Annotated in this window: 28 protein-coding genes; 9 read left to right on the top strand and 19 right to left on the bottom strand. The window is 73.0% G+C overall.

What is annotated here, in order from left to right:
* Positions 1-361 precede the first annotated feature (361 nt).
* Together JUB10_RS09835 and JUB10_RS09830 are read right to left on the bottom strand one after the other, a co-directional pair.
* Positions 362-1,849 (bottom strand): cryptochrome/photolyase family protein, encoded by a 1,488-nt coding sequence (locus JUB10_RS09835; protein WP_207456274.1) that lies wholly within the window; start codon positions 1,847-1,849, stop codon positions 362-364.
* The gene (locus tag JUB10_RS09830; protein WP_242682443.1) at positions 1,846-3,366 is read right to left on the bottom strand and encodes an FAD-dependent oxidoreductase; all 1,521 of its coding nucleotides are present in this window, start codon (positions 3,364-3,366) and stop codon (positions 1,846-1,848) included. The genes JUB10_RS09835 and JUB10_RS09830 overlap by 4 nt, the downstream gene beginning before the upstream one ends.
* Before the next feature lie 57 nt (positions 3,367-3,423).
* On the opposite strand from JUB10_RS09830, the gene JUB10_RS09825 reads away from it, so the two are divergent.
* Both JUB10_RS09825 and mmuM read left to right on the top strand, forming a co-directional pair.
* Positions 3,424-3,936, top strand: a complete 513-nt coding sequence (locus JUB10_RS09825; RefSeq protein WP_207456272.1) for an O-acetyl-ADP-ribose deacetylase — start codon at positions 3,424-3,426, stop codon at positions 3,934-3,936.
* Between the two features lie 63 nt (positions 3,937-3,999).
* Positions 4,000-4,890: a homocysteine S-methyltransferase gene (mmuM, locus tag JUB10_RS09820; protein WP_207456270.1), complete on the top strand. Its 891-nt coding sequence runs from the start codon at positions 4,000-4,002 to the stop codon at positions 4,888-4,890.
* A 49-nt stretch (positions 4,891-4,939) separates the two neighbouring features.
* Here the strand turns inward: mmuM and JUB10_RS09815 are convergent, their stop codons facing one another.
* A complete protein-coding gene (locus tag JUB10_RS09815) occupies positions 4,940-5,512 on the bottom strand; it encodes a GDSL-type esterase/lipase family protein (protein WP_307859182.1) in 573 nt (190 codons plus the stop codon).
* 78 nt (positions 5,513-5,590) lie between these two features.
* Here JUB10_RS09815 and JUB10_RS09810 point away from each other — a divergent pair, with 78 nt between their 5' ends.
* Entirely contained in the window at positions 5,591-5,992 is a 402-nt protein-coding gene (locus JUB10_RS09810) for a DUF2256 and DUF3253 domain-containing protein (protein ID WP_307859181.1), read from the top strand.
* Here the strand turns inward: JUB10_RS09810 and JUB10_RS09805 are convergent.
* From JUB10_RS09805 to JUB10_RS09785, 5 genes are all read right to left on the bottom strand, one after another.
* Positions 5,986-6,477 (bottom strand): hypothetical protein, encoded by a 492-nt coding sequence (locus JUB10_RS09805; RefSeq protein ID WP_207456258.1) that lies wholly within the window; start codon positions 6,475-6,477, stop codon positions 5,986-5,988. The genes JUB10_RS09810 and JUB10_RS09805 overlap by 7 nt on opposite strands.
* Positions 6,478-6,517: 40 nt before the next feature.
* A complete protein-coding gene (locus JUB10_RS09800; protein ID WP_207456256.1) occupies positions 6,518-7,327 on the bottom strand; it encodes a cytochrome c oxidase assembly protein in 810 nt (269 codons plus the stop codon).
* Positions 7,324-7,794: a DUF2243 domain-containing protein gene (locus JUB10_RS09795; protein WP_207456253.1), complete on the bottom strand. Its 471-nt coding sequence runs from the start codon at positions 7,792-7,794 to the stop codon at positions 7,324-7,326. Before JUB10_RS09795 ends, JUB10_RS09800 begins: the two co-directional genes overlap by 4 nt.
* Before the next feature lie 175 nt (positions 7,795-7,969).
* The gene (locus JUB10_RS09790; RefSeq protein WP_207456251.1) at positions 7,970-8,122 is read right to left on the bottom strand and encodes a hypothetical protein; all 153 of its coding nucleotides are present in this window, start codon (positions 8,120-8,122) and stop codon (positions 7,970-7,972) included.
* On the bottom strand, positions 8,119-8,592 hold the full coding sequence (locus JUB10_RS09785) for an SRPBCC domain-containing protein (RefSeq protein ID WP_242682477.1): 474 nt from the start codon (positions 8,590-8,592) through the stop codon (positions 8,119-8,121). The genes JUB10_RS09790 and JUB10_RS09785 overlap by 4 nt, the downstream gene beginning before the upstream one ends.
* A 70-nt stretch (positions 8,593-8,662) precedes the next feature.
* On the opposite strand from JUB10_RS09785, the gene JUB10_RS09780 reads away from it, so the two are divergent.
* Positions 8,663-9,634 carry an ROK family protein gene (locus tag JUB10_RS09780; protein WP_242682442.1) on the top strand — a complete coding sequence of 324 codons (972 nt, stop codon included), beginning with the start codon at positions 8,663-8,665 and terminating at the stop codon, positions 9,632-9,634.
* A 1-nt stretch (position 9,635) separates the two neighbouring features.
* Here JUB10_RS09780 and JUB10_RS09775 read toward each other — a convergent pair whose 3' ends face one another.
* Entirely contained in the window at positions 9,636-10,877 is a 1,242-nt protein-coding gene (locus JUB10_RS09775) for an MFS transporter (protein WP_307859180.1), read from the bottom strand.
* A 40-nt stretch (positions 10,878-10,917) separates the two neighbouring features.
* Here JUB10_RS09775 and JUB10_RS09770 point away from each other — a divergent pair, with 40 nt between their 5' ends.
* A complete protein-coding gene (locus JUB10_RS09770) occupies positions 10,918-11,382 on the top strand; it encodes a hypothetical protein (RefSeq protein ID WP_207456240.1) in 465 nt (154 codons plus the stop codon).
* On the opposite strand, the gene JUB10_RS09765 is transcribed toward JUB10_RS09770, so the two are convergent.
* Genes JUB10_RS09765 through truB form a run of 4 tightly spaced genes read right to left on the bottom strand, consistent with a single transcriptional unit; the run spans position 11,361 to position 14,015 of the window.
* The gene (locus JUB10_RS09765; protein WP_207456237.1) at positions 11,361-12,314 is read right to left on the bottom strand and encodes a bifunctional riboflavin kinase/FAD synthetase; all 954 of its coding nucleotides are present in this window, start codon (positions 12,312-12,314) and stop codon (positions 11,361-11,363) included. The genes JUB10_RS09770 and JUB10_RS09765 overlap by 22 nt on opposite strands.
* Entirely contained in the window at positions 12,314-12,730 is a 417-nt protein-coding gene (locus tag JUB10_RS09760; RefSeq protein WP_207456236.1) for a hypothetical protein, read from the bottom strand. The genes JUB10_RS09765 and JUB10_RS09760 overlap by 1 nt, the downstream gene beginning before the upstream one ends.
* 11 nt (positions 12,731-12,741) lie before the next feature.
* On the bottom strand, positions 12,742-13,110 hold the full coding sequence (locus JUB10_RS09755) for a hypothetical protein (RefSeq protein ID WP_207456234.1): 369 nt from the start codon (positions 13,108-13,110) through the stop codon (positions 12,742-12,744).
* A complete protein-coding gene (truB, locus tag JUB10_RS09750) occupies positions 13,107-14,015 on the bottom strand; it encodes a tRNA pseudouridine(55) synthase TruB (protein WP_207456232.1) in 909 nt (302 codons plus the stop codon). The genes JUB10_RS09755 and truB overlap by 4 nt, the downstream gene beginning before the upstream one ends.
* A 60-nt stretch (positions 14,016-14,075) precedes the next feature.
* Here truB and JUB10_RS09745 point away from each other — a divergent pair, with 60 nt between their 5' ends.
* Positions 14,076-15,071, top strand: coding sequence for a ketopantoate reductase family protein (locus JUB10_RS09745; RefSeq protein ID WP_207456230.1), 996 nt, complete (start codon positions 14,076-14,078; stop codon positions 15,069-15,071).
* A 7-nt stretch (positions 15,072-15,078) separates the two neighbouring features.
* Here JUB10_RS09745 and JUB10_RS09740 read toward each other — a convergent pair whose 3' ends face one another.
* Positions 15,079-15,567, bottom strand: a complete 489-nt coding sequence (locus JUB10_RS09740) for a nucleoside/nucleotide kinase family protein (protein ID WP_207456228.1) — start codon at positions 15,565-15,567, stop codon at positions 15,079-15,081.
* An 18-nt stretch (positions 15,568-15,585) separates the two neighbouring features.
* On the opposite strand from JUB10_RS09740, the gene JUB10_RS09735 reads away from it, so the two are divergent.
* Genes JUB10_RS09735 through JUB10_RS09725 form a run of 3 tightly spaced genes read left to right on the top strand, consistent with a single transcriptional unit; the run spans position 15,586 to position 18,338 of the window.
* Positions 15,586-16,479 (top strand): A/G-specific adenine glycosylase, encoded by an 894-nt coding sequence (locus JUB10_RS09735; protein WP_307859179.1) that lies wholly within the window; start codon positions 15,586-15,588, stop codon positions 16,477-16,479.
* A 42-nt stretch (positions 16,480-16,521) separates the two neighbouring features.
* Complete coding sequence (locus JUB10_RS09730) at positions 16,522-17,382, top strand: DNA-formamidopyrimidine glycosylase family protein (RefSeq protein ID WP_207456226.1); 861 nt, start codon at positions 16,522-16,524, stop codon at positions 17,380-17,382.
* Positions 17,383-17,429: 47 nt separating this feature from the next.
* Positions 17,430-18,338, top strand: a complete 909-nt coding sequence (locus JUB10_RS09725; RefSeq protein WP_207456224.1) for a CAP domain-containing protein — start codon at positions 17,430-17,432, stop codon at positions 18,336-18,338.
* A gap of 175 nt (positions 18,339-18,513) precedes the next feature.
* Here the strand turns inward: JUB10_RS09725 and rbfA are convergent, their stop codons facing one another.
* The 5 genes from rbfA to JUB10_RS09700 all read right to left on the bottom strand — a co-directional run bounded on the left by rbfA (position 18,514) and on the right by JUB10_RS09700 (position 23,926).
* A complete protein-coding gene (gene rbfA / locus JUB10_RS09720) occupies positions 18,514-18,957 on the bottom strand; it encodes a 30S ribosome-binding factor RbfA (protein WP_207456222.1) in 444 nt (147 codons plus the stop codon).
* Positions 18,957-21,755, bottom strand: coding sequence for a translation initiation factor IF-2 (gene infB / locus JUB10_RS09715; RefSeq protein WP_207456220.1), 2,799 nt, complete (start codon positions 21,753-21,755; stop codon positions 18,957-18,959). Before infB ends, rbfA begins: the two co-directional genes overlap by 1 nt.
* 44 nt (positions 21,756-21,799) lie before the next feature.
* Positions 21,800-22,087, bottom strand: a complete 288-nt coding sequence (locus JUB10_RS09710; RefSeq protein ID WP_207456218.1) for a YlxR family protein — start codon at positions 22,085-22,087, stop codon at positions 21,800-21,802.
* A gap of 60 nt (positions 22,088-22,147) precedes the next feature.
* Positions 22,148-23,143, bottom strand: a complete 996-nt coding sequence (nusA, locus tag JUB10_RS09705; RefSeq protein WP_207456216.1) for a transcription termination factor NusA — start codon at positions 23,141-23,143, stop codon at positions 22,148-22,150.
* A gap of 81 nt (positions 23,144-23,224) precedes the next feature.
* Positions 23,225-23,926, bottom strand: a complete 702-nt coding sequence (locus tag JUB10_RS09700; RefSeq protein ID WP_207456209.1) for a class F sortase — start codon at positions 23,924-23,926, stop codon at positions 23,225-23,227.
* Positions 23,927-23,928 lie beyond the last annotated feature (2 nt).

The raw sequence follows: 23,928 nt of genomic DNA, 5'->3' as shown, positions 1-23,928 counted from the left end.
CTTGAGCAGGTCGGGTTTCGCGGCGCGCAAACGACGGGCGCCTCGAGCGCGATTCAAAGCCGACTGGCACGCACGCAGAGGCGTATCACTCCCAATCCGGTGGCCCCGCCGCCCGCGTCGCGATGACTCCGCGCCCGGCGGGAATTAGGACTCGTCACCGCGACACGCCGTGCGGTACCGGCGCGTCGCATCCACACTCATGAGTACGGCTGACCGGCGCCCGCGTGCTTCTCCGCCGTGCGTTCCGCCCGCTCCGCAGCGGGGGCTTGATCCCGGCGGAAACTAGGACCGGCGCCGCGACACGCCGTGTGGCACCGGCGCGTCGCGCCCGCCACGCATGAGTACTGCCGGCCCGCCGCCCTCAGCGCGGCTCGATCGGCTGGAAGCCGTCGCCGCGGGTGCGCTCCTGGTGCACCACGTCCTCGCGGTCGGCGAGTCGGCGCAGACCCGCGAGCGGCTGGCGCATGCGCTGGTTGCCGACGAGCCGGCCCTCGTTGCGGTCGAGGAAGGCCCAGTAGCCCGCCGTGTACGGGCACGCGTCCTCGCCGATGCGCTTCTTCGGGTCGAAGCGGCAGCCGCCGCAGTGGTCGCTCATCCGGTCGATATAGGCGCCGCCCGCCGCGTAGGGCTTCGTCGCCACGATTCCGCCGTCCGCGTGCTGGCTCATGCCGATGACGTTCGGCGGCATCACCCACGGGGTGCCGTCGACGAACATCGAGATGAACCAGTCGTTGAGCTGTCGCGGGTCGTAGCCGCGCTGCAACGCCCAGTTGCCGATGATCATGAGCCGCTGGATGTGGTGCGCCCAGCCGTGCCGGCGCACCCCGTCGATCGCGTGGTGCAGGCAGTTCGCCTCGATCGCGTCGGCGTCGAGCTCGGTGAACTCGCGCGGCAGGTCGACGCGGGCATCGAGCCTGTTGTGCGAGCGGGTGTACGCCTCGCCGAGGTACCAGTACAGGTGCCACATCCAGTCGCGCCAGCCCATGACCTGCCGGATGTACCCCTCCGCGCTCTGCAGGGGAACGTCGCCGCGGCGATAGGCGGCCTCGACCGTGTCGACGATGTGCCGCGGATCGATGAGCCCGAGGTTCTGCGGCGCGCTCAGCAGCGAATGCGCCATGGTCCAGTCCCCGGTGAGCGTCGCGTCCTCGAACGGACCGAAGTCCGGCAGCCGCGTCTCGACGAAGTCGTCGAGCGCCCGCTGCGCCTCCTCCGCCGTCGCGGCGAACCGCCGCGGCCCGTCCTCGCCGAGCAGCCGCACCGCGCCGTCCCGCTGCCAGCGGTCGAGGTCGGCGCGCACCTCCTCGTCGATGTCGTCCTCCTCCGGCCACCACGGGTCGGGCAGACCGAGACCGACGGCGTTCTTCGGCGGGGGCTGCCGGTTGTCGTGGTCGTAGTTCCAGGTGCCGCCGACGGGCTCGTCGCCCTCCATCAGCACGCCCGTGGCCTTGCGCCGGGCCCGGTAGAAGTCCTCCATCAGCAGGCGGCGCCCGCCCCTGGCATCCGCCCACTCCCGGAAGTCGACCTCGCTCGTCACGAAGCCGCGGCTCGGCAGCACCTCGGCACCCATCCGCCGCACGAAGCGGCGAGCGCTGTACGAGGTCGGGTCGATCACCTCGAGGTCGTCGCGACCCTCCACGACCTCGCGGTACGTCTCGGCGCGCACGAACTCGACGCGGTCACCGAGCTCCCAAGCACGGTGACGCATCGCCGACAGGATCAGGTGCGCCTTCTGCCGGTGGATCGGATGCCGCGCGAGCGGCGCCCTCGCCTCGATGAGCAACACCGGGCCGCCGTCGTCGAACAGCGGCCCGAGCTGCCCCGCGAAGATCCAGCGGGTGCGGGTCACCCGACGTCGAGGCGCTTCATCGGCTTGATCGACGGCCCCTCGAGCAGTGAGCCGTCGGCGGCGAAGCGGCTGCCGTGCGCGGGGCAGTCCCACGAGCGCTCGGCGTCGTTCCACTGCACGATCGCGTGCTGATGGGGGCAGATCGCCGACAGGGCGCAGGTCATGCCGTCGACCGTCGACTTCGCGACGGGCCGCAGGCCCTCGCGGCCGAGCACGCCCTGACCCTCCTCGGGTGCCTCGACCGGCTGCAGGCGCGCGAGCGCCCGCCACCAGCCGCGGGCGTACCACGAGGCGACGGCGAGGTTCGCGCCGATGCCCTCGGCGATCGTCTTCGGCAGCGTGATGCGGCGGCGCAGCACCTTCGCCCATGTGACGTGGCCGCCGAGGATGTCGCCGGCGAGCGTGAGCGCCGCGGCGACGGCGTTCGTCATGCCCCACTTGTTGTACCCCGTGGCGAGGAACACGCGGCCGCGGCCCCGGGGCATCCAGCCGACGAACGGCACCTTGTGCGGCGGCTCGTAGTCCTGCGCGCTCCACGCGTTCGTGGGTTCCGCGCCGGGGAAGTTCTCCTTGGTCCAGGTGACGAGGTCCTCGACCCGGCCGGTCGTGGAGTCCTCGTGCCGGCCGACCACGTGCCCGTTGCCGCCGATGATGAGCTGGTCGTCGCCGTACGAACGGATGCTCCGGGTGGGCTGGTCGACGGAGATGTACATGCCGTCGGGCCGCTGGCCCGGAGCGCGGAAGGAGACCGCGTAGGAGCGCTTCGGGGTCTCCTTCGCCCAATAGAGGCCGCGATCGAGGATCGGCATGCCGGTGGCGACGATGACGTGGTCGGCGTAGACCTCGCCGCGGTTGCTGCCGACCATGACGGGCTTCGCCGACGCCTTCACCTTGGTGACTCGCACCCCCTCGATGACGACGCCGCCGTGCCGACGGATGTCGGCCACGAGCGCCGCGAGGAACTCCAGCGGGTGGAACTGGGCCTGGTCGCGGAGCCGGATCGCGGCGGTGGTCGGGAACGGCAGGCCCGCGTCCTCCAGCCGCTCGACGGGGAGCCCGAGCTTCTGCGCGACGTGGAACCCGCGGTCGACGACCTTCGCGCCCTCGAACGTGGTGGCGTAGGTGATCGAGTCCTTGCGCTGCACCGGCACGTCGTGGTCGCGGCAGTACCGCACGATCCACTCGAGGCCCTCGAGCTGACCCTCGACGTACGCCTGCGCGACCGCTTTGGTGTTGTGGTCGAGCACGTCCTGCAGGCGGGCGGCCTGCAGCACGCTGATCTTGGCTGTGGTGTTGCCCGTCGTGACGGCGCCGACGTGCCGCGCCTCGAGCACGGCGACGCGGCGCCCGGCTCGGGCGAAGAGCAGGGCGGTGACGAGCCCGGTGATGCCGGCGCCGACGATCACCTCGTCGTACCGGGCGTCGGCTTCGAAGTCGTCGGACTCGATGTGGGGCTTCGTGGCCTCCCACAGCGACTGCATCGTCAGGTTCGGCTGGGCCGCGATCGACATGGACATGCGCGCTCCTCCCGTCAGCGGGTTGCCTTCCCGACGCTAGGGAGGTTGCCTGGGAGTGTGATCACCGAATTCTGCAAGGGCGACATCACCGAGCAGTCGGTCGACGCGATCGTCAACGCGGCGAACAGCTCCCTGCTGGGCGGCGGCGGCGTCGACGGCGCCATCCACCGCGCGGGCGGGCCGGAGATCCTCGCGGAGTGCCGCCGCCTGCGCGCGACGGTGCTGCCGGACGGACTGCCGACGGGCGACGCGGTCGCCACCACGGCGGGGCGACTGAACGCCCGTCACGTGATCCACACCGTCGGGCCCGTCCACTCGGCGCGGGAGGACCGCAGCGCCCTGCTCGCGTCCGCCTACCGCCGCTCCCTCGAGGTGGCGACCGAGCTCGGCGCGCGCAGCGTCGCGGTTCCCGCCGTCTCCGCCGGGGTGTACGGCTGGCCGATGGCGGATGCGGCGCGCATCGCCGTCGAGACGGTGCGCGCCTTCGACGCGCCAGGCGCCCCCGACCTCGTGCGCTTCGTGCTGTTCAGCGACGAGGCGCTGCACGCGTTCGAGGCCGCTGCGGCCTAGCGACTGTTACGCCGCGCTGCCGGCCCCCTCCCCCGTGCAGGCGCGCGTGGCTAGCCTGCCCCCATGGCGCTTCTCGACCCCGACACCCCCGTCGTCCTCGACGGCGGGCTCGGCACGCTGCTGACCGAGCGCGGCCACGACCTGTCCGGCGCCACGTGGTCGGCACGTCTGCTGCAGGAGGACCCGGCCGCGATCGTCGACGCGCACCGCGAGTTCTTCGACGCCGGCGCCCGCGTCGCGATCACGTCGTCGTACCAGGCCTCCTTCGAGGGCTTCGAGCGCCTCGGCCTCGACCGCGGCGAGGCCGAGCGGCTGATGCGCCTCTCGGTCGAGCTCGCCCGTGAGGCGCGGGACGGCACGGAGGGCGCGCTCGTCGCGGCATCCGTCGGCCCCTACGGCGCCATGCTCGCCGACGGCTCCGAGTACCGCGGCGAGTACGGCCGCACCACGGCCGAGCTGCGCCGCTGGCACGAGCCGCGGTTCGCGGTGCTCGCGGATGCCGGCGCCGACCTGCTCGCCTTCGAGACCATCCCCTGCCTGCCCGAGGTCGAGGCGCTCGCCGCGCTGCTCGACGGCTCGGGCGTGCCCGCGTGGCTCTCGGTGACGGTCGCCGACGGCCGGCTGCGCAGCGGGGAGTCGCTCGAGGAGGCGTTCGCGCTCGTCGCCGACGTCGACGAAGTCGTCGCGGTCGGCATCAACTGCAGCCACCCGTCCGAGGTCGTCGGAGCCGTCCGCGCCGCTCGCGCGACGAGCGACCGGGCGGTCGTGGTCTATCCGAACAGCGGCGAGGAGTGGGACGGCCGGCACAAGCGCTGGATGGGCGAGCCCGGCTTCGGCCGCGAGCTGGTCGCGACGTGGCTCGACGAGGGCGCGACCCTCGTCGGCGGCTGTTGCCGGGTCGGGCCGGGTCAGATCGCTGGCATCGCCGCGGTCGTCGCGGAGCGCACGGCCTGAGCCACCGCCTCGACGGCGGCGTTCGTGCCCGGGCGGGGTACGAAGCGGGTCAGGGCTCCCGGATGACGCTGATCGGCGAGCTCATGGGAGGAGCGTCGCGCAGCCGGTCGAGCGCCGGTCGCAGCTCCGCGAGCCAGGCCTCGTAGCCCGCCGCGTTGAGGTGCAGCCGGTCGTCGCTGAACGTGGGGTTCAGCTCGCCGTCCTCCAGCGCGAGCGCCGGCCAGAGGTCGAGGAACTGCGCCTTGACGGTGGCGGCGAACTGTCGGAGGTGCCGGTTCGCGTCGTTGATCCGATCGGCGAACTCGCGGCCGCGCGGCATGATCGAGACGAGCAGGAGCCGAGCGCCGGGGAGGTCCCGGCGCAGGTCGACGAGGATCGTCTCGATGTTGCGAACGACCTGCTCGGTCGTCGCGCGGTTGCCGAAATCGTTCGTTCCGATCAGGAGCACGATCTCGTCCGGCTGCTCCGCGACGACGCGGTCGAGCCGGGCGATGACGTCGCCGGTCTTGTCACCGCCGACGCCGTGGTTGACGGTGCGGAACTCGGGGAACCAGGTGGCCCAGTCGCCTGCCTGGGTGATGCTGTCTCCGAGGAAGAGCAGGGTCGGTGCGTTCTCGTCCACGCCCCCACTATGGATGCGCCTCCTGGGAATGTCCATGTGGCAGGCCGCTCTCGGCCCGTCCCGACGGACAATGCTGCGGTGCCCCATCGACAGCGCGACGCACCGGTGCCGCCGCAGGAGAAGACCTGCGCGTCGTGCGGTCGCCGCATCGAGTGGCGGGCGAAGTGGGCGCGGGACTGGGACTCGGTCAGGTACTGCTCGGACGCCTGCCGCTCCCACCGCGTCGACGACACCGACCGGGCGCTCGAGCGTTCGATCCTGACGCTGCTCGAGGCCCGTGCGGCCACCTCGACGATCTGCCCGAGCGAGGCCGCCAGGGCCGTCGGTGGCGACGAATGGCGCGACCTGATGGAGCCGGCGCGCCGCGCCGCGCGGCGCCTCGTGGCGGCCGGCGAGGTGGACATCCTGCAGCACGGTGCCCCGGTCGACCCGTCGACCGCGAAGGGACCGATCCGGATCAGGCGCCGGCCGGGTCAGTGACTCGTGCTGCCCCGGCTGGTCATGAGCACGGGAGGCAGCACGCGGTCGGCGATCACCCCGGTCACGACCGAGAACACCGTCTTGTGCGCGATGTCGACGACGCGCTCCTGCGCGGGCCAGGTCGAGGGTGCGGCTCCGGCACCCGTCGCGTTCTCGACGGTCTGATCGAAGCCGAGGCGCACGGCGGTGTGCCACACGTTCGCGAGCGGCCCGCGGATGCCGGTAACCGCCCAGATCCCGCGGACGGCCCCGAGCGCGGCCCCCGTGCCGTAGTGCATGACGTGGTTCCACACCGTCGGCTTGTCGGCGTCTCCGGGGTGCCGACCCAGCAGGGTGAGGAGCGCCCGCGCCGGGATGTAGGAGTCCGGGCGGTGGGTGACCGACTGCTCGAGCCGCTCCCCCACGACCATGGCACCGGCGCCGACGAGGCCCGCGATCGCCCCGACTCCCGCCGCCCGGACGATGCCTCCGAGTCGTGTGCCCATCGCCGCTCCTTCTCCCGGCCGGCCCTCCCGGCTCCTCCGCTCAGGGTTCCGGTCGCAGGTGTGTTCCCGCTGTGACCGGGAACGCGAGGCGCGGCCTCGTCGAGCGGTACCAGCCGGCCAGCAGCAGCACGATCAGCGTCACGTCGACGACGTCGCCGGCGTAGTACATCACCTGCGCGCCCACCTGACCGTCGATGCTCCCGACGCCCGTCGGCGGGAACGCGTACAGCTGCTTGGCGAGGATCGAGTGCAGGGCGATGAACGCGACGAGCACCACCGAGCGCACCCGCAGCGAGGCGCGGTGCGGCTGCGGGTCGACCCCGACGAGCGCCGCGGTGAACAGGTAGCCGGCGAGGAACACGTGCGCGTGCACGGCCGCGTGGACGGGCGGGTGCTCGTGCATCAGGGCGAACAGGTCGCTGCGGTAGAGCAGCCACAGTCCGCCTGCGTTCAGCGCCCCCGCGACGACGGGGTGCCCGACGACGCGTACAACGGGCGAGCGGAGCACCCGGCTGAGCAGGCGGGCGCGCTCGAGCGGCAGCGCGCGGAGGGCGAGCGTCACGGGCGCGCCGAGTACGAGCATCAGCGGTCCGAGCATCCCGAGCAGCACGTGCGCGGCTGCGTGCGCCGTGAAGCTGGCGTGCGCCGCCGCCGCGAGCGGACCGACGAGGGCGGCGGCCACGCAGCCCAGTCCCGCGAGCCACGACAGCGTCCGACGCACGGGCCACGCGGCGCGCTCCCGGGTGCTCCGCACCGCCCGCAGGTAGCCGACCGCGGCGGCGAGCACCCCGGCCGCGACGAGCAGCTCGACGAGCCCGGGCCCGACGGCGGCGCCGTGCTCGTGGCTCACCGTGCGTCGCGGCGCCGCCGCGTGCGCCGCAGCAGCACGAGCCCGACGGCGAGCACGACGGCCGAGGAGCCGATCCAGACGAGGTCGTACGGCAGCAGGTCGACGCCGTAGCGGATCTGATGGATGCCGAGGAGCTTGTGGTCGACGACGCCGTCGAAGAGCTGGAACGCGCCGACCCCCGTGACGACGGCGGCCACCCAGCGCGCCCAGTGCACCTCGACGCGACGTCGCACGTCGGCCAGCAGGAAGAGTCCCGCGACGGTGATGAACCAGGCCACGGCGTGGAAGAACCCGTCGGCCGTGATGGCGACCGCGGTGCTCGACAGGTCGTAGAAGTGGTGCCATTGCAGGGCGAGGTGGAACACGAAGAGGTCGATCAGCGACGCGGCGATCCCGCAGCCGAACAGGATGCCCGAGAGCAGCGTGCGCCGGTCGGGGTCGACCCTCGTGGAGGCATCCGTCGTCATCGTTCCCCCTCGCCAGGCCCTTCTCCCATCCTGCGCGGAAGGGCTGGTGGGCGCCAGAGCGCCGCCGCTACTCCCGCGGCGGCCTGCGCTCGTCGTCCCGCCGCTACTCTCGCGGCGGCCTGCGCTCGTCGTCCCGCCGCTACTCCCGCGGCGGCCTGCGCTCGTCGTCCCGCCGCTACTCTCGCGGCGGGAAGTTCTTGTCGCGCCAGCGCTCGATCCAGCCGCGGAACGGCGGCAGCGTGCCCATGACGAGCACGACGATGCCGAGGAACCCGATGCCCGCGACGAGCTGCACCCAGAACGGCTGCCCGGAGACGTCGGGGATCATCGCAGCTCGACGACCTCGCGGAAGTGCGCCCGCCAGGCCTCGCCGTGGTCCCGGTCCCAGTTCGACCAGTCGACCGGGTGGCCGCGCAGCAGGTCCTCGAGCTGGTCGAGCGAGGTGAGCCAGTTCGCGCGCACGCGGCGGGAGAACGCGGGCTCGAGCTCGAGCGTGTTCGACAGCTGCAGCAGCGTCGACGTGCCGCGGGTGCCGCCCGGTCGCTCGGTGAGCCGGAAGTCGAGGCTGCCCTCGCCCTCCGTCTCGACCAGCAGCCGGCGGGGCTCGTCGAGCTCGGCGATGCGGCCGAAGGTCTGCGGGGTGGATGAGGCGAGCCAGCGGAGGTCGTAGTTGCCGCCGACCCGAGGGTCGACGTCGGCCGCGGCGAGCCAGCCCTCGAGCAGCACCGGATCGACCAGCGCGTCCCACACGATCGCGGGCGGCAGGTCGACGTGTCGCTCGAAGTCGAGGGTCAGCATCGGCACGGCCTCACAGTAGGACGGCGTCGTGGGGAATCGGCTGAACCACGCCCATGAGTAGGGTGACGATATGCACGCGCCGATGACGACGGATGCCACGGGTCAGACTCTCGCCCTCGCGGTCGACCTCGGCGGCACGAAGGTCGACGCCGCCCTCGTCACCTCCTCCGGCACGGTGCTGCCGGAATCGCGCACGCGCCGGCCCACCGGCCGCTCCTCCTCGAGCGACGAGCTCGTCGAGGCCGTGCGCGGCGTCGTCGCCGGCGCACTCGCGGTGTTGCCCCCGGGCGCGCGGTTCGTCGGCACGGGTATCGGCGCCGCGGGTCCGCTCCGGGCCGACGCCGGGCTCGTGTCGCCGCTGAACCTGCCCGTGTGGCGGGACTTTCCGCTGCGGCAGCTCGTCGACGACGAGGTCACGGCGGCGGTGACTTCGGCTCCCGTCGTGCTCGCGATCGACGGACTCTGCATCGCGATCGCGGAGCACTGGGTCGGCGCCGCCCGCGGCCACCGCGACGTGCTCGGCATGATCGTGTCGACTGGCATCGGCGGCGGGCTGATCCTCGGCGGCGTGCCCGTCGGCGGACCGACGGGGAACGCCGGGCACATCGGCCACATCGAGGTCGGCGGCTTCGACGAGCGCTGCCTGTGCGGCGGCACCGGATGCGTCGAGGCGGTCGCGAGCGGCCCGAAGACCGTCGCGTGGGCCCAGCGGCAGGGCTTCGCCGGCAGCACGGGCGAGGACCTCGCGGCGGCCTACGCGGCGGGCGACGAGATCGCGCGTGCCGCCGTGCGCCGCTCCGGCACGGCGATCGGTCACGCGATCGCGTCGGCGACCTCGCTCGTCGACCTCGAGCTCGTCGCGATCGGCGGCGGCTTCTCGCACGTGAGCCCCGACCTGTTCGTGTTCATCCGCGACGCGATCGCCGAGCGCGCCGAGTTCCCGTTCGTGACGAAGACCCGGGTCGTTCCGTCGGCCCTGAGCGGCGACGGCCCCATCATCGGCGCCGGCGCGCTGGTGCACCACGCCGACGTGGTGCCGTAGGTCAGGGTCGCGTCGCCTCGCGGGCCGCGGCCACCTCGTCCTCGACGTAGCGTCGCTGCGTGAGGATGAGTCCCGCGACGATCGCGGCGACGGTCGAGACGAGCAGCGCGACGAGCGGCACGTCCCAGCCGCCCGTGACGTCGTGCAGCACGCCGATGACGATCGGGTAGACGCTGCCGACGGCGTAGCCGACGCCCTGCCCGAAGCCGCTGAGCGCGATCGCGCCGGACTCCGTGCGGGCGCGCAACCCGATGAGCGCGAGGCAGACCGGGAAGATCAGCGGGCCCGCGCCGACGCAGAACACCCAGACGGCCGTCGCGGTCTGCGGCGCGAGCAGCAGCCCGAGGTAGCCGACCACGAAGAACGCGACGCCGATGTAGAGCAGCACCCCGACGTTCTTCATCCGCGCGGCGAGCGGCGGCACGACGATGCCGGCGGGCAGCCCGACGAGGGCGAACAACGCGAGCTGCGCCCCGGCCTCGAGGCGGCTCACCCCGGCGATGTCGATGAGCATCTGCGCGAGCCAGGCGAAGATCGCGTAGGCGTTCCCCGCGGAGACCGAGAACGCGAGGCCGATCGCCCACGCGGTCGGCGAGCGCCACAGCGGCAGGTGGGTGTGCTCCTCCGGCGGCAGCACCGCGGCGTCCTGCGCGAGGCGCGCCCGGCGCTGGTTCACGAGCATCGCGACCCAGGGGGCGAGGGTCGCCACCGCGAGCACGGCCCAGATGCCGAGCGAGAAGCGCCAGCCCGCGGCATCCGCGAGCGGGACGGCGAGGACGGGCGGGGTCGAGGCGCCGATCGAGAGGGTGACGCTGTAGCCCGCGGTGAGCAGGCCGATGCGGTCGGGGAAGTACTTCTTGACCAGGGGCGGCAGCAGCACGTTGCCGAGGCCGCCGCCGCCGATCGCCAGCACCGTTCCGATCACGAGCGTGACGTAGTCGGGCGCGATCGCGCGCACGATGTGGCCGACCGCCATCGTGAGGATCGCGAGCACGACCACGCGCTCGAGCCCGAAGCGCCGCGCGGGCAGCACGCCGAAGAGCGCGGCGACCGCGAACACGGCGGGCGCGACGGCGCCCAGCACGCCGAGGGCGGCGCTGTCGAGCGGGATGTCGCGGGCGATGACATCCGCGATGGGCGACACCGCCGCGACGGCGACGCGCAGGTTGAGCGCGACGGTCAGGATGCCGACGAGGGCGAGGGTGCGGCCGGCCCAGAGCGGGACGGAGTTCTCGGACGGCACTCCACCGATCCTATGCCGGTTCGCGCTCTACGATGCCGGGATGGACGACCTCTCGCGGTTCCTCCCGATCTCGGGACGCGCTCGCGTCGACGAGTCGGCGGTGCACCGGGACATCGCCCCCGAGCTGCGCCGGGTGCTCATGGCGTTGCTCTCCGCGCACGTCGACCCCGCAGTGCTCGACGCCCTCGCCGAGCGGCTGGCGCCGGGCGAGGGCGACGCCCGGGGACGGCTCGTGCGGATCATCGACTCCACGAAGCACCGGCGCCCGGCCGAGCTCGGCGAGGTCGTGCTCGCGGCGATCGACGCGGGGCTGCCGGTCGACGCCGACATCACGGGCTTCGTGGTGCTGCACCGCACGGCGCAGGCTCCCGCGGCGATCCGGCGAGCGCTCAGCAACCGCACCCTCGTCGCGTCGGACGCGGGCTGGCGCATCGGGCGCGGGGCCGAGGTCGTCGCGCCGGCCGCGGACCTCGTGCGACTGGTCTACGGGCGGCCGCTGCCCTGATCGCCCAGCACGGCGCGGGTGCGGGCCGTGTCGGCATCCATCTGGGTGATGAGCGCGTCGAGCGAGTCGAAGCGCTCCATGCCGCGGAGGCGGTCGACGAACTCGACCTCGACCCGGGCGCCGTAGATGTCGAAGTCCTGGTCGAGGGCGTGCGCCTCGACCTGCCGGGCCGGCACCCCCTCGAACGTCGGGTTGTTGCCGATCGACACGGCGGCCGGGTAGCGCACGCCGTCGACCGTGAGCCACGCGGCGTAGACGCCGTCGGCGGGGATGAATCCCTCGAGCTCGGCGGGGCCGAGGTTCGCCGTCGGGTAGCCGAGCTCCCGCCCGCGCTGCTCGCCGTGTACGACGACGCTCCGCACGACGGGGTTGCGGCCGAGCAGCTCGGCGGCGCCCCGGATGTCACCGTGCGCGAGCAACTCGCGCACCCAGGTCGACGACGCGCGCCGCTCCCCCGCGAGGGCCACGTCGGGCTGCAGCTCGACGTCGAAGCCGAGCTCCTCGCCCATGCGGCGCAGCAGCGCGAGATCACCCGCTCCCCTGGCGCCGAACCGGAAGTCGCGGCCGACGAGGAGCACGCGGGCGTGCAGCGCGTCGACGAGGATCTCGCGCACGAAGCGCTCCGGGGGGAGCGAGCTCAGCGCACTGTCGAACGAGAGCATCAGTACGGCGCCGACCCCGGCCGCCTCGAGCAGCTCGCGCTTCTGCGCGGGGCTGACGAGGTCGTCGGGGCAGCGCTCCGGCGCGATGACCCGCAGCGGGTTGCGGTCGAAGGTGACGACGGTCGGCACGAGGCCGCGCTCGGCGGCGAGCTCGTCGAGACGCTGCAGGATGCGGCGGTGGCCGGCGTGCAGGCCGTCGAACTTGCCGATCGTGACGGCGCTCGGGCCGAAGCCCTCCGGCACCTCCGCCGCCGACGTGAAGCTCTGCATCACGCGGCCGCCAGCGCGCGGCGGCGGGAGGAGCGGAGATAGAGCAGTCCGAGCACCGGGAGCACGAGCGGGATGAACAGGTAGCCGCGACCGAACACCGACCAGACGGTGTCGGCGGGGAAGAGCTGCGCATCGAAGATGCTGAGCAGCCCGACGACGACGACGCCGACGAGCTCGAAGCCGATCGCGACCCAGGCGACGCGGTACCAGGCGGGACCCTGCTTGATCAGTGCGACGGTCGCGACGATGTAGACGATCGCCGCGACGGCGCTCAGCAGGTAGGCGACGGGCGCGGTGTCGAACTTCGTCGCGATCTGGAAGACCGAGCGTCCGGTCGCGGCGAGCGCGAGGATGCCGTACACGACGACGAGGACGCCGCCGATGCCACGGCTGGGTCGGGCGGAGGCGTCGGTCACGGGTGTCGAGTCTAAGCCGTCTGGTACAGCCAGATCGCGTTCATGCGGTACACCATGACCGCGATCGCGAGGGCGGCGACCCCGAGCACGACGGTGCTCCACCGGGTGCGCTCGACGAGCGCCCACACCGCGGCGGCCGGCGGGATCAGGAGCGCGGAGATCAGGTAGGTGTAGAACTCCGGCACGTTGCCGGAGGCGGGGTTGCCGACGAACGGCGCGACGATCGCGATCACGAGCTGCACGACGAGCAGCACCTCGACGAGCACGAGCGAGCCGAGCGAGATGTCGTCGGGCCGGCGCTTCGCGAGCCCGAGCCCGAGGCACAGCAGCCCGGCGGCGACGGCGACGACGACCTGCACGGTCGTGAACCACTCGATCACGACGCTCCTCCCGACGGGAAGTTGACGAGGGTCTTCGCACGCCCCCCGCGCACCTCCACGAGACCGACGAGCCGGCCGTCCGGGGCGATCGCCGCGACCGGTCCGGCGGCGTCGACGTCGGCGGCGATGCGCTTGCCGTGCCCGAGGTCGACCGTCCGCTCGGCGTCCAGTTCGAGCACCGGGAAGAGCGCGCGGGCGACGTCGGCGGCGGGCGTCGTGGTCGCGCGCGGATCGAGGGTGTCGAGCGGAGAGGCATCCGTGACGGCGAAGGGACCGATGCGGGTGCGGCGGAGGGCCGTGAGGTGGCCGCCGACCCCGAGGTCGCGGCCGAGGTCGCGGGCGAGGGCGCGGATGTAGGTGCCGCTCGAGCACTCCACCCGCACGTCGACGTCGAGGGTGCCGGGCGAGCGGCGGATCGCGAGCACCTCGAACGCCGCGACGGTGACGCGGCGCGGCTGCAGCTCGACCTCCTCGCCGCCGCGCACGAGCGCGTACGCGCGCTTGCCCTGCACCTTGATCGCGCTGACGCTCGAGGGCACCTGGTCGAGCTCGCCGGTGAGCGCGGCGACGCCGCGGGCGACGTCGGCGTCGGTCACGGCGTCGACAGCGGGAGACGTCGCCCGCTCCGTCTCCTCGCCCTCCGCGTCGTCGGTCGTCGTCGCGACGCCGAGCCGGATGGTCGCGGTGTACTCCTTGTCGAGCCCGACGAGATAGGTGAGCAACCGGGTCGAGGTGTTGAGGCCGAGCAGCAGCAGGCCCGTCGCCATCGGGTCGAGGGTGCCGGCGTGCCCGACCTTGCGGGTGCCGGCGAGGCGCCGCGTCCGGGCGACGACGTCGTGGCTCGTCATGCCGCCCGGCTTGTCCACGAGCAGGATGCCGTCGGGGGAGGGTGCGCGCTCGTCCATGCCGCCCTCGACTGTAGTGCCGCGACCGCGCCGCCGCCGCCCTCCGTAGACTCGGGCGACGTGACCACCCGCATCGCCGTGCTCGGGGCCGGCGCCGTCGGCGGCACCCTCGCGGCACTGCTCGACCGGGCCGGGCACGAGGTCGACGTGACAGCGCGCGGCGCCCACCTCGATGCGATCGGAGTCGACGGGCTGCGGCTCACCGGCGGCTGGGGCGAGCACGTCGCGCGCGTGCAGGCCTCCCCCGCTCTCGAGCGCGCGCCCCGGCTCGCGATCGTCGCGACGAAGGCGACGGATGCCGCGGGCGCGCTGAGCGACAACGCCGCCCTGCTCTCCGGCGTGCCGCTCCTCGTCGTGCAGAACGGGCTCGGCGCCCTCACCGTGTCGGAGCCGGTGCTGCCGGGCGCGACCGTGGTCGGCGGCCTCGCGATGTTCGCGGCGCGGATCTCGGGGCCGGGACTCGTCGAGGTGACCGCCCCCGCCGTGACCTACCTCGGCTCGCGACTGCCGGGCGCCGCGGCATCCGTCGCCCGGCTGCTCGGCGACGCGGTGCCGGTCGAACTCGTGGACGACTTCGAGGCGGCGCAGTTCACCAAGCTCGTGGTCAATCAGGTCAACGCGCTGCCGGCCGTGACGGGACTCAGCGTGCAGCAGGTGCACGCGCACCCGGGGCTCGTGCGCCTCGTCGCCGAGAGCATCCGCGAGGCGGCCAGGGTCGGCATCGCCCGCGGCATCCGCTTCGTGCCGATGGGGGTGATGGACGACGCCGTGCTCCGGAGGCTTGTCGCGGCGCCGCTCGAGGAGGCCGTCGATGTGCCCCGGGCGATGGCGCGCGGGATGGGCGACGTGCCGAACGAGGCGTCGACGCTGCAGAGCATCCGCCGCGGACGGCCGACCGAGGTCGACGCGCTCGGCGGAGCGGTCGTCGCGCTCGGCGACGAGGCACGGGTGCCGGCGCCCGTGACCGCCGCGATCGTCGGGCTCGTGCACGAGGTCGAGCGCACCGGTGCATTCCTCTCCCCCGGCGAGGTGCTCGCCCGGGTGCCCCTGCCCTGACGGCCGGTCAGCAGGAGTCGGCGAAGATGCGGCGCGGGTGCTCCGGGTCGGTGACGCTGTAGATCGCGGTCGCCTGCCGCGACGGGTCGACGCTCGCCCGGTAGCGGGCCTCGTCGGCGCTCTCGTCGGGGCGCGTCGCCTCGTTCTCGAGCCACGCGGAGTAGCTCCACATGCCCCGCAGCGCCTGGTTCTGCAGGAACGAGCCGTCGACCACGAGCACCGCGTCGGCGCCCTCGACCGACTCGCCCGCCTTGAACGGGGCCAGCTGGTCGCGCACGGTGCCGGCGTCGGGCTCCGCGTCGATCGACAGCGTCTCACGCCCCGCGGCGTGCCCCTTCGCCGTGATCGCCGCGGCGAGGTCGTCCGCGAACGCGGCCGAGACCTGAGGGTCGAACCCCTCGATCGCGACGACCGGCCTGCCGTGGCCGTAGTTGTGGAGGATCTCCTCTGCGAGCTGATCCATGACGTCCTGCTTCTGCGGAGCCCATCGAGCCATGCGACCTAGGCTAGGCGGGTGCATTCGGGGGTGGCTGAGAACGGCGCTCCCGACATCGCCGGCCCCGTCGCCGCGTGGTTCGGGGCGCACGGGCGCGAGCTGCCGTGGCGGGAGCCCGGCTTCCCCGCCTGGGGCACCCTCGTCAGCGAGATCATGCTGCAGCAGACGCCCGTCGCCCGCGTCATCCCGCGGCTCGCGCAGTGGCTCGAGCGCTGGCCGACGCCCGCCGCGCTCGCCGCGTCGCCGCCCGGCGAGGCGGTCCGCGCGTGGGAGCGGCTGGGCTACCCGCGCCGCGCGCTCAACCTGCACGCCGCCGCCGTCGCGATCACCGAGCGGCACGGCGGCGAGGTGCCGAGCGACGTCGACGCGCTGCTCGCCCTGCCCGGGGTCGGCGACTACACGGCGCGCGCGGTCGCCGCGTTCGCGTTCGGCAAGCGGCATCCGGTGGTCGACACGAACGTGCGGCGCGTGATCGCCCGCGCGGTGGACGGTCAGGGGCAGGCGGGTCCGCCGTCGACGCGCCGCGACCTCGCAGCGATGGAGGCGCTGCTGCCCGCGGACGAGGCCGAGTCGAAGGTCGTCAACGCGGCCGTTATGGAACTCGGCGCGATCGTGTGCGTGGCGCGCACGCCGCTCTGCGACAGCTGCCCGCTCGCCGACCGCTGCGCGTGGCGGCTCGCCGGGTACCCGCCGTACGAGGGGCGCGTGGCGCCGAAGCAGAAGTCGTGGGAGGGCTCCGACCGTCAGGTGCGCGGTCTGCTGCTCGCCGAGCTGCGCGCCGCCGACGTGCCCGTCACCGCCGCCGAGCTCGAGCGCGTGTGGCCGGATGACGCGCAGCGCGAGCGCGCGCTGCGATCCCTGCTGCACGACGGGCTCGCGGTCGCCGCCGAGGGCGGGTACCTGCTGCCCTAGCCCGCTCGTGCGGCCCGCGGCGGTTCGCGGCAGACTGGCGGTATGCCGGAGCTGCCAGAGGTGCACGCGCTCGTCGCCGACCTGCGGTCGCGGCTGGTCGGGCGTCAGGTCGCCCGCTTCCAGGCGCTGTCGTTCGCCGCGGTGAAGACCTTCGATCCCCCGCTCGGCGCGCTCGACGGCGGGAGCGTGCTCGACGTGCGCCGGCACGGCAAGTTCCTCGACTTCGCCGTCGACGACCTGCACCTCGTCGTGCACCTCGCCCGCGCGGGCTGGATCAAGTGGCGCAACACCGCGCCCGCGGCATCCGCCGGCCGTCCCGGCAAGGGGCCGCTCGCCGCGCGGCTCGTGCTCGACGAGGGCGACGGCTTCGACATCACCGAGGCGGGCACGAAGAAGAGCCTCGCGATCTACCTCGTACGCGATCCGAGCGAGGTCGAGGGAATCGCCCGGCTGGGACCCGACCCGCTCGAGGGCTACAGCGAGGAGGACTTCGCCGCGCTGCTCGCCCGCAGCGGGCGCGCGCAGATCAAGGGCGTGCTGCGCAACCAGTCGAACATCGCGGGCATCGGCAACGCGTACTCCGACGAGATCCTGCACGTCGCGCGGATGTCGCCGTTCAAGCCCGCCGCCATGACACCCGAGGAGACGCACCGGCTGTTCGAGGCGATGCAGACGACGCTGCGCGACGCGGTCGCGCGCTCCGAGGGGCTCGCCGCGAGCGAGCTCAAGCGCGAGAAGAAGTCGGGCCTGCGCGTACACGGCCGCACGGGCGAGGCCTGCCCGGTGTGCGGTGACACGGTGCGGCAGGTGATCTTCCACGACTCGACGCTGCAGTACTGCCCCACCTGCCAGACGGGCGGCAAGCCGCTCGCCGACCGCGTGCTCTCGCGGCTGCTGAAGTAGCCCAGCGGACACGCCGTGGCAGCCCCGCGCGGGGTTACCGTGGACGGGTGAGGACGACGGGGACTCGCACCCGGACGGAACGGCCGCGGTCGTTCCGCGCACGGCTCGCGCCGCTGCTGGCGGCGCTCGTCGCCGTGCTGGTCGGCGCGCTCGGCGTCGCCCCGGCGGCCGCCGCGCCGAGCGACGACATCGCCGCTCTCGTCAACCAGGAGCGCTGGGCGCAGGGGCTCAACGGGCTCGCCCGCAACCCCGACCTCGACGCCGTCGCCAACGCGTGGGCGCAGCGGATGGCCGCGGAGAACCGGCTGTACCACAACCCCGACGTGGGCACCCAGATCCCCGGCGGCTGGCAGCGCTGGGGCGAGAACGTCGCCGAGGGCTACGACGACGCGGCGGAGATGCACACCGCGTGGATGAACTCCCCCGGGCACCGTGCCAACGTGCTCGGCGACTTCACCGACATCGGCGTCGCCTACGTCGTGGTCAACGGGCACCCCTGGGGCGTGCAGGTGTTCGCCGCGTATCCCGGACACGGTGGCGTCGCGCCGCCCGCGCCCGAGCCCGAGGCCGCGCCCGTTCCGGTGGTGCCGTCGCCGGAGCCGCCTCCCGTCGTGCCCTCGCCCACGCCGACGCCGTCGCCGACGCCCTCCCTCACGCCGACCCCGACGCCCGTGCCGTCGCCGACGCCGAGCGCAGTGACCACCCCGACCGCCGCGCCGACGCCCGCCGCGAACGGCGCCGAGACTCCGGATGCCGCGCCGGTGTCGGCCTCGACCCCGCTGCCCGCCTGGGCGTGGGCGCTGCTCGCGCTGCTCGTGGCGGCCGCCGTCGCCGCGGCCGTGCTCGACGCCAGACGCCGGCGTGGGGCCGGCGCATCCCGGGGGTCCGGGCGGAGGGCCGCGGGCCGTTGGTCAGGAGGGCCGCCGCGGGACTCGGACACCGGGACATCCGGCTGACCGTGCGGCGTCTGCAGGACGCGAGCCGCGACACGCCGCGCGGGAGCGCCTGCCCGCGGCGTGTCCACACACGCCCTCCTACAGACGCCACGCCCGACCGGTCGTGATCGGGAGAGCTCCGCGGAAACGACGAAGCGCCCGCCTCCGGGTGGAGACGGGCGCTGCGGCGTGAGGATCAGTCCTCGTCGTCCTCGTCGTACTGACGGGGCTTCACGTAGGGGTCGGGGTCGCCGGCGTACTGGGCGCCGGCGGCCGCGGCCTGGGATGCGGAGTCGCGCTCCCGCGCCTCGGCGAGCAGCTGCTCGAGCCGCGCCGAGGTCTCGGGGATCGCGTCGGGGATGAACTCCAGCGACGGGGTGAGCCGGATCTGAAGATTGCGGCCCACCTCCTTGCGGAGCATGCCGGTCGCCGCCGTGAGCGCGGCCGCGGTGTCGGCGCGCTCCTCGTCGGAGCCGTAGACGGTGTAGAAGATGCTCGCGTGCTGGAGATCGCCGGTGACGCGCACGTCGGTGATGGTGACGAAGCCGAGCCGGGGATCCTTGATCCCCCGCTCGAGCGCCTTCGCCACGATCACCTTGATGCGGTCCGCGATCTTGCGAGCGCGTGCCGGATCAGCCATTACGCCCTCGGCTTCTCGCGCAGCTCGATCGTCTCGATCTCGTCACCGACACGGATGTCGTTGAACTTGCCGAGTCCGATACCGGCCTCGAAGTCGGTGCGCACCTCGGTGACGTCGTCCTTGAAGCGACGCAGCGACTCGATCGCCAGGTTGTCGCCGACGACGACGCCCTCGCGGATGACCCGCGCCTTGGCGTTGCGGGTGATGGTTCCGCTGCGCACGTAGACACCGGCGATGTTGCCGAACTTGGAGGAGCGGAACACCTCGCGGATCTCCGCGACACCCGACTGGACCTCTTCGAACTCGGGCTTGAGCATGCCCTTGAGCGAGTTCTCGATGTCCTCGAGCGCCGAGTAGATGACCGAGTAGAACCGGATGTCGACACCCTCGCGGTTCGCGCGCTCGCGGGCCTTCTGGTCCGGTCGCACGTTGAACCCGATGATGATGGCGTTGTCGACCGTGGCGAGCGTGACGTCGCTCTCGGTGACCGCGCCGACACCGCGGTGGATGATCCGCAGCTGGACGCTCTCGTCGACCTCGATCTTGAGCAGCGACTCCTCGAGCGCCTCGACGGCACCGGAGACGTCACCCTTGATGATGAGGTTGAGCGACTCGACCTTGCCCTCCTCGAGAGCACGGGTGAAGTCCTCGAGGCTGATGCGCTTGCGGGCCTTGGCCAGCGACGCGTTGCGCTCGACGGCCTCGCGCTTCTCGGCGATCTGACGGGCGGTGCGGTCCTCCTCGGTGACGAGGAAGGTGTCGCCGGCGCGGGGCACCGTCGACAGACCCTGCACCTGCACCGGACGCGACGGCCCGGCCTCGGTGACGGTCTTGCCGTTCTCGTCCATCATCGCCCGGACGCGGCCGTAGGCCGTGCCCGCGACGATCGCGTCGCCGACGCGGAGCGTTCCGGACTGGATGAGCACCGTCGCGACGGCACCGCGGCCCTTGTCGAGCTTCGCCTCGATGGCGACACCGCGCGCGTCCTTGTCCGGGTTCGCGCGCAGGTCGAGACCGGCGTCGGCGGTGAGCAGCACCGCGTCGAGCAGGTCGTCGATACCGCTGCCCTTGAGCGCGGAGACGTTGACGAACATCGTGTCGCCGCCGTACTCCTCGGCGATGAGGCCGAACTCGGTGAGCTGCTGACGCACCTTGGCGGGGTTCGCCCCCTCCTTGTCGACCTTGTTGACCGCGACGACGATCGGCACGCCGGCCGACTGCGCGTGGTTCAGGGCCTCGACCGTCTGCGGCATGATGCCGTCGTCGGCCGCGACCACGAGGATCGCGATGTCGGTGACCTGGGCACCACGGGCACGCATGGCGGTGAACGCCTCGTGACCGGGGGTGTCGATGAAGGTGATGGCGCGCTCGATGCCCTCGTGCTCGGTGCTCACCTGGTACGCACCGATGTGCTGGGTGATGCCACCGGCCTCGCCCGCGACGACGTTCGCGTTGCGGATCGCGTCGAGGAGCTTCGTCTTACCGTGGTCGACGTGACCCATGACGGTCACGACCGGCGGACGCGCCATGAGGTCGGCGTCGTCCTCGTCCTCGAGCTCGGCGTCGAGGTCGATGTCGAAGCCCTCCAGGAGCTCCTTGTCCTCGTCCTCGGGCGAGACGATCTGCACCTTGTAGCCGAGCTCGTCGCCGAGCACCTCGAAGGTGGCCTCGTCGAGCGACTCGGTCGCGGTCGCCATCTCGCCGAGGTGGAAGAGCACCGTGACGAGGTTTCCGGGCTGCACGCTGACGCCCGTCATCGACTCGATCTTGTCGGCGAAGTCCGTGATGGACGCGCCGCGACGCAGGCGGACGACGGTGTTGCCGTCGCCGCGGGGGACGCTGACGCCGCCCAGCGACGGGGCTTCGCGGAGCTCGAACTCCTGCCGCTTCGTACGCTTCGACTTGCGGGCGCGGCTCTTGCCGCCACCACGACCGAACGCACCGGCGGTGCCACCACCGGGACCACGGCCACGACCGCCGCCACCCGCGGGACGCGGGCCGCCGAAGCCGCCACCGGGACGCTGGAAGCCACCAGCGGTGCCCGTACCGGCACCGGCACCACCCGGACGACCGGGACCGCCGGGACGACCGGCGCCACCGGGACGACCGGGGCCGCCGGGACGACCGGTGCCCGCCGCAGCGGGCTGGCCGGGACGCGGCGAGCCGGGACGCGGAGGACGCGGGATCGCGTTCGGGGTCGGGCGCTGGCCCATGCCCTGCTGCGAGGCGAAGGGGTTGTTGCCGGGACGCGGACGACCCATGCCCTGCGACGACGCGTAGGGGTTGTTGCCCGGACGGGGCTGACCCGGACGCGGGATCGCGGAGGGACGCGGGATGTTCGACGCGGCGTCGCCCGGGGTCGGCGCAGCCGGACGCGGGGCGCCCGGACGCGGGCCGTCGCCACCGGCGGCGGGACGCTGCTGCTGCGGCTGGGCCGGAGCGGCGGGGGTCGACGCGGCGGGACGGGCGGGGGTCTGACGCGCGGGAGCCGCAGGAGCGGCGGGCGCCTCAGGGGCCGGCGCCGGCGCAGCCGCGGCGGGCTTGGCCGGAGCGGGCGGGGTCGGACGGGCCGACGCGGGGGTCGGAGCCTTGGCCTTCGGCGCGGCGGGAGCCGCGGGCTTGGCGGGCGCAGCGATGCCCTCGGCCTCGAGCGCGGCCTTCAGGCGCCGCGCCACGGGGGGTTCGATCGAGGACGACGGTCCCTTGACGAACTGCCCCATCTCCTTGAGCTTCTCAAGGGCCTTCTTGCTGTCGATGCCGAGCTCGCTCGCGATCTCGTGCACGCGTGGTTTAGCCACAGATTTCTCCTGTCTCGGGCCTACTCCGAGTCAGGAGCAGACGCCTAGTCGTTGACGGGTCTCATTTCGAGCCGCTCATCAGTTGTCCATTTGCCGTTCAGCCTGTTCTGTAGGTCAGCTGTCGAGAGATTCGCGATCCTCAGGCTCCGCCCGAAGGCCTTGCGCTGGATCGCGAGGGTGAAGCACTCGGGTGAAGGATGCAACCACGCGCCACGGCCCGGCATGGTCGCACGATCGTCGATCACGACTTCCGAGTCCTGCGCCACGACTCGAAGGAGTTCGGAGCGGGAGGCGCGCAGGCGACAGCCCACGCAAGTTCTAACGGGCTCCATGGTACCCCTATTCCCGTCCGGCTCCACCCGACGGGCGGATGCCGCGCGACGGAGTTTCAACTACTCCTGCGTCGAATCCGGCTGGATGTCGATCCTCGCGCCCGTCAGCTTCGCGGCGAGGCGGGCGTTCTGGCCCTCCTTGCCGATCGCGAGCGACAGCTGGTAGTCGGGCACGAGCGCGCGCACGGCGCGCAGCGACTCGTCGACGACGTAGGCGCGGGTGACCTTGGCGGGCGAGAGGGCGTTCGCGACGAAGGTCGGGAGGTCCTCGGAGAAGTCGACGATGTCGATCTTCTCGTTGTTCAGCTCCGCCGTCACCGCTCGGACGCGCTGGCCCAGTTCGCCGATGCAGGCGCCCTTGGCGTTGACGCCCGGCTCCTTCGCGCGCACGGCGATCTTCGTGCGGTGGCCGGCCTCGCGGGCGAGCGAGGCGATCTCGACGACGCCGTTCGCGATCTCCGGCACCTCGAGCGCGAAGAGCTTGCGCACGAGCGACGGATGAGTGCGCGAGACCGTGATCGACGGGCCCTTCATGCCCTTCGAGACGCTCGTGACGTACACGCGGATGCGCGAGCCGTGGCGGTACTCCTCGCCGGGCACCTGCTCCTCGGGCGGCAGGATCGCCTCGATCGTGCCGAGGTCGACGTGCACCATCTTGGGGTTCGGCCCCTGCTGGATGACGCCGGCGACGATGTCGCCCTCGCGGCCGCGGAACTCGCCGAGGATGCGGTCGTCGCCGATGTCGCGGAGCCGCTGGTTGATCACCTGCTTGGCGGCGAACGCGGCGATGCGGCCGAAGCCGCTGGGGCTGTCGACGGCTTCGCCGATGACGTCGCCGTTCTCGTCCACCTCGGCGACGTAGACGGTCACGTGACCGGTCTTGCGGTCGAGCTCCACACGGGCGCGCTTGGGCTCCGCATCGGAGGTCCCCGCGTTCTCAGCCGTGTGCTTGAGGTAGGCGGTCAGGATCGCTTGCTCGATGATCCTCACGAGCTCGTCGAACGGGATCTCCCGCTCGCGCTCCATGAGGCGCAGCACGCTCAGGTCGATGTCCACCGAGGGCCTCCACTATTCAGATCTGATGCCCGCCGGACGTGCGCGGGCAGAGATTCAGGATAGTCGATGAGGGCGCTCCGCTCATCCGGCATCCACCTGCCGCACGAGCCGCGCGAACACGACGAGGTTGTCGGTGTAGTGCCCGCTCGCCGCGTCGAACGCGCCGTCGCACGTGATCAGGCGCAGTTCCGGAGCGGCCGTCGCGCCGTACACGTCATCCGTCGGGAAGTCCGCCTTCGCGCTCCGCGAGCTCTCGTAGACCTCGAACTCGAGCCGCTCCCCCGCCTCCGTCGTCACCTCGATCACGTCTCCGCTACTGAGTTCGCCGAGCCGCGCGAACACCGCCGGCGCGGTCGCGGAGTCGACGTGCCCGGCGACGATGGCCGGGCCGACCTGGCCCGGCATGACGCCGCCGGAGTACCACCCCGCGGCCTCGAAGCGGGCGGGCGCCTGCAGGCGGCCGTCCTGCCCCAGGCCGAGCTCGTCGAGGTCGCTGGCGACGCCGACCGCGGGGATCTCGACTCGGACGGGAGCGGAGGGCGCGGATGCCGCGGGCCGCGGGTCCTGCAGCCGTCCGGCGGCCGCCGTGGAGATCGCGGCCACCGCCGGCGCCGCGACGACGCGGTCCTCGGGCTGCTGCGCGCCGGGAGGCGCAAGCAGGAGCCCCATGAGGAGCGCGGCCGCGGAGCCGGCCGGCCCCGCGACGAGGGCGGTCTGGGTGCGCGGGGGCAGCGCCTGCCGGGGGGCGGCGTGCCGGCCGCGCCGTCGAACGTGGTTACTCACGC

The organism is Desertivibrio insolitus (genome assembly GCF_017355965.1).
Taxonomy (GTDB): Bacteria; Actinomycetota; Actinomycetes; order Actinomycetales; family Microbacteriaceae; genus JAFIQW01.
Note: the sequence above shows the minus strand (reverse complement) of the source record. Positions and strands in the feature narration are given on the sequence as shown.

Coding starts and splice junctions, on each gene's coding strand:
- JUB10_RS09830 (WP_242682443.1), bottom strand. CDS start 3,366: ATGTCCATGTCGATCGCGGCCCAGCCGAACCTGACGATGCAGTCGCTG.
- mmuM (WP_207456270.1), top strand. CDS start 4,000: ATGGCGCTTCTCGACCCCGACACCCCCGTCGTCCTCGACGGCGGGCTC.
- JUB10_RS09805 (WP_207456258.1), bottom strand. CDS start 6,477: ATGGGCACACGACTCGGAGGCATCGTCCGGGCGGCGGGAGTCGGGGCG.
- JUB10_RS09795 (WP_207456253.1), bottom strand. CDS start 7,794: ATGACGACGGATGCCTCCACGAGGGTCGACCCCGACCGGCGCACGCTG.
- JUB10_RS09790 (WP_207456251.1), bottom strand. CDS start 8,122: ATGATCCCCGACGTCTCCGGGCAGCCGTTCTGGGTGCAGCTCGTCGCG.
- JUB10_RS09785 (WP_242682477.1), bottom strand. CDS start 8,592: ATGCTGACCCTCGACTTCGAGCGACACGTCGACCTGCCGCCCGCGATC.
- JUB10_RS09780 (WP_242682442.1), top strand. CDS start 8,663: ATGCACGCGCCGATGACGACGGATGCCACGGGTCAGACTCTCGCCCTC.
- JUB10_RS09770 (WP_207456240.1), top strand. CDS start 10,918: ATGGACGACCTCTCGCGGTTCCTCCCGATCTCGGGACGCGCTCGCGTC.
- JUB10_RS09765 (WP_207456237.1), bottom strand. CDS start 12,314: ATGCAGAGCTTCACGTCGGCGGCGGAGGTGCCGGAGGGCTTCGGCCCG.
- truB (WP_207456232.1), bottom strand. CDS start 14,015: ATGGACGAGCGCGCACCCTCCCCCGACGGCATCCTGCTCGTGGACAAG.
- JUB10_RS09740 (WP_207456228.1), bottom strand. CDS start 15,567: ATGGCTCGATGGGCTCCGCAGAAGCAGGACGTCATGGATCAGCTCGCA.
- JUB10_RS09730 (WP_207456226.1), top strand. CDS start 16,522: ATGCCGGAGCTGCCAGAGGTGCACGCGCTCGTCGCCGACCTGCGGTCG.
- rbfA (WP_207456222.1), bottom strand. CDS start 18,957: ATGGCTGATCCGGCACGCGCTCGCAAGATCGCGGACCGCATCAAGGTG.
- JUB10_RS09710 (WP_207456218.1), bottom strand. CDS start 22,087: ATGGAGCCCGTTAGAACTTGCGTGGGCTGTCGCCTGCGCGCCTCCCGC.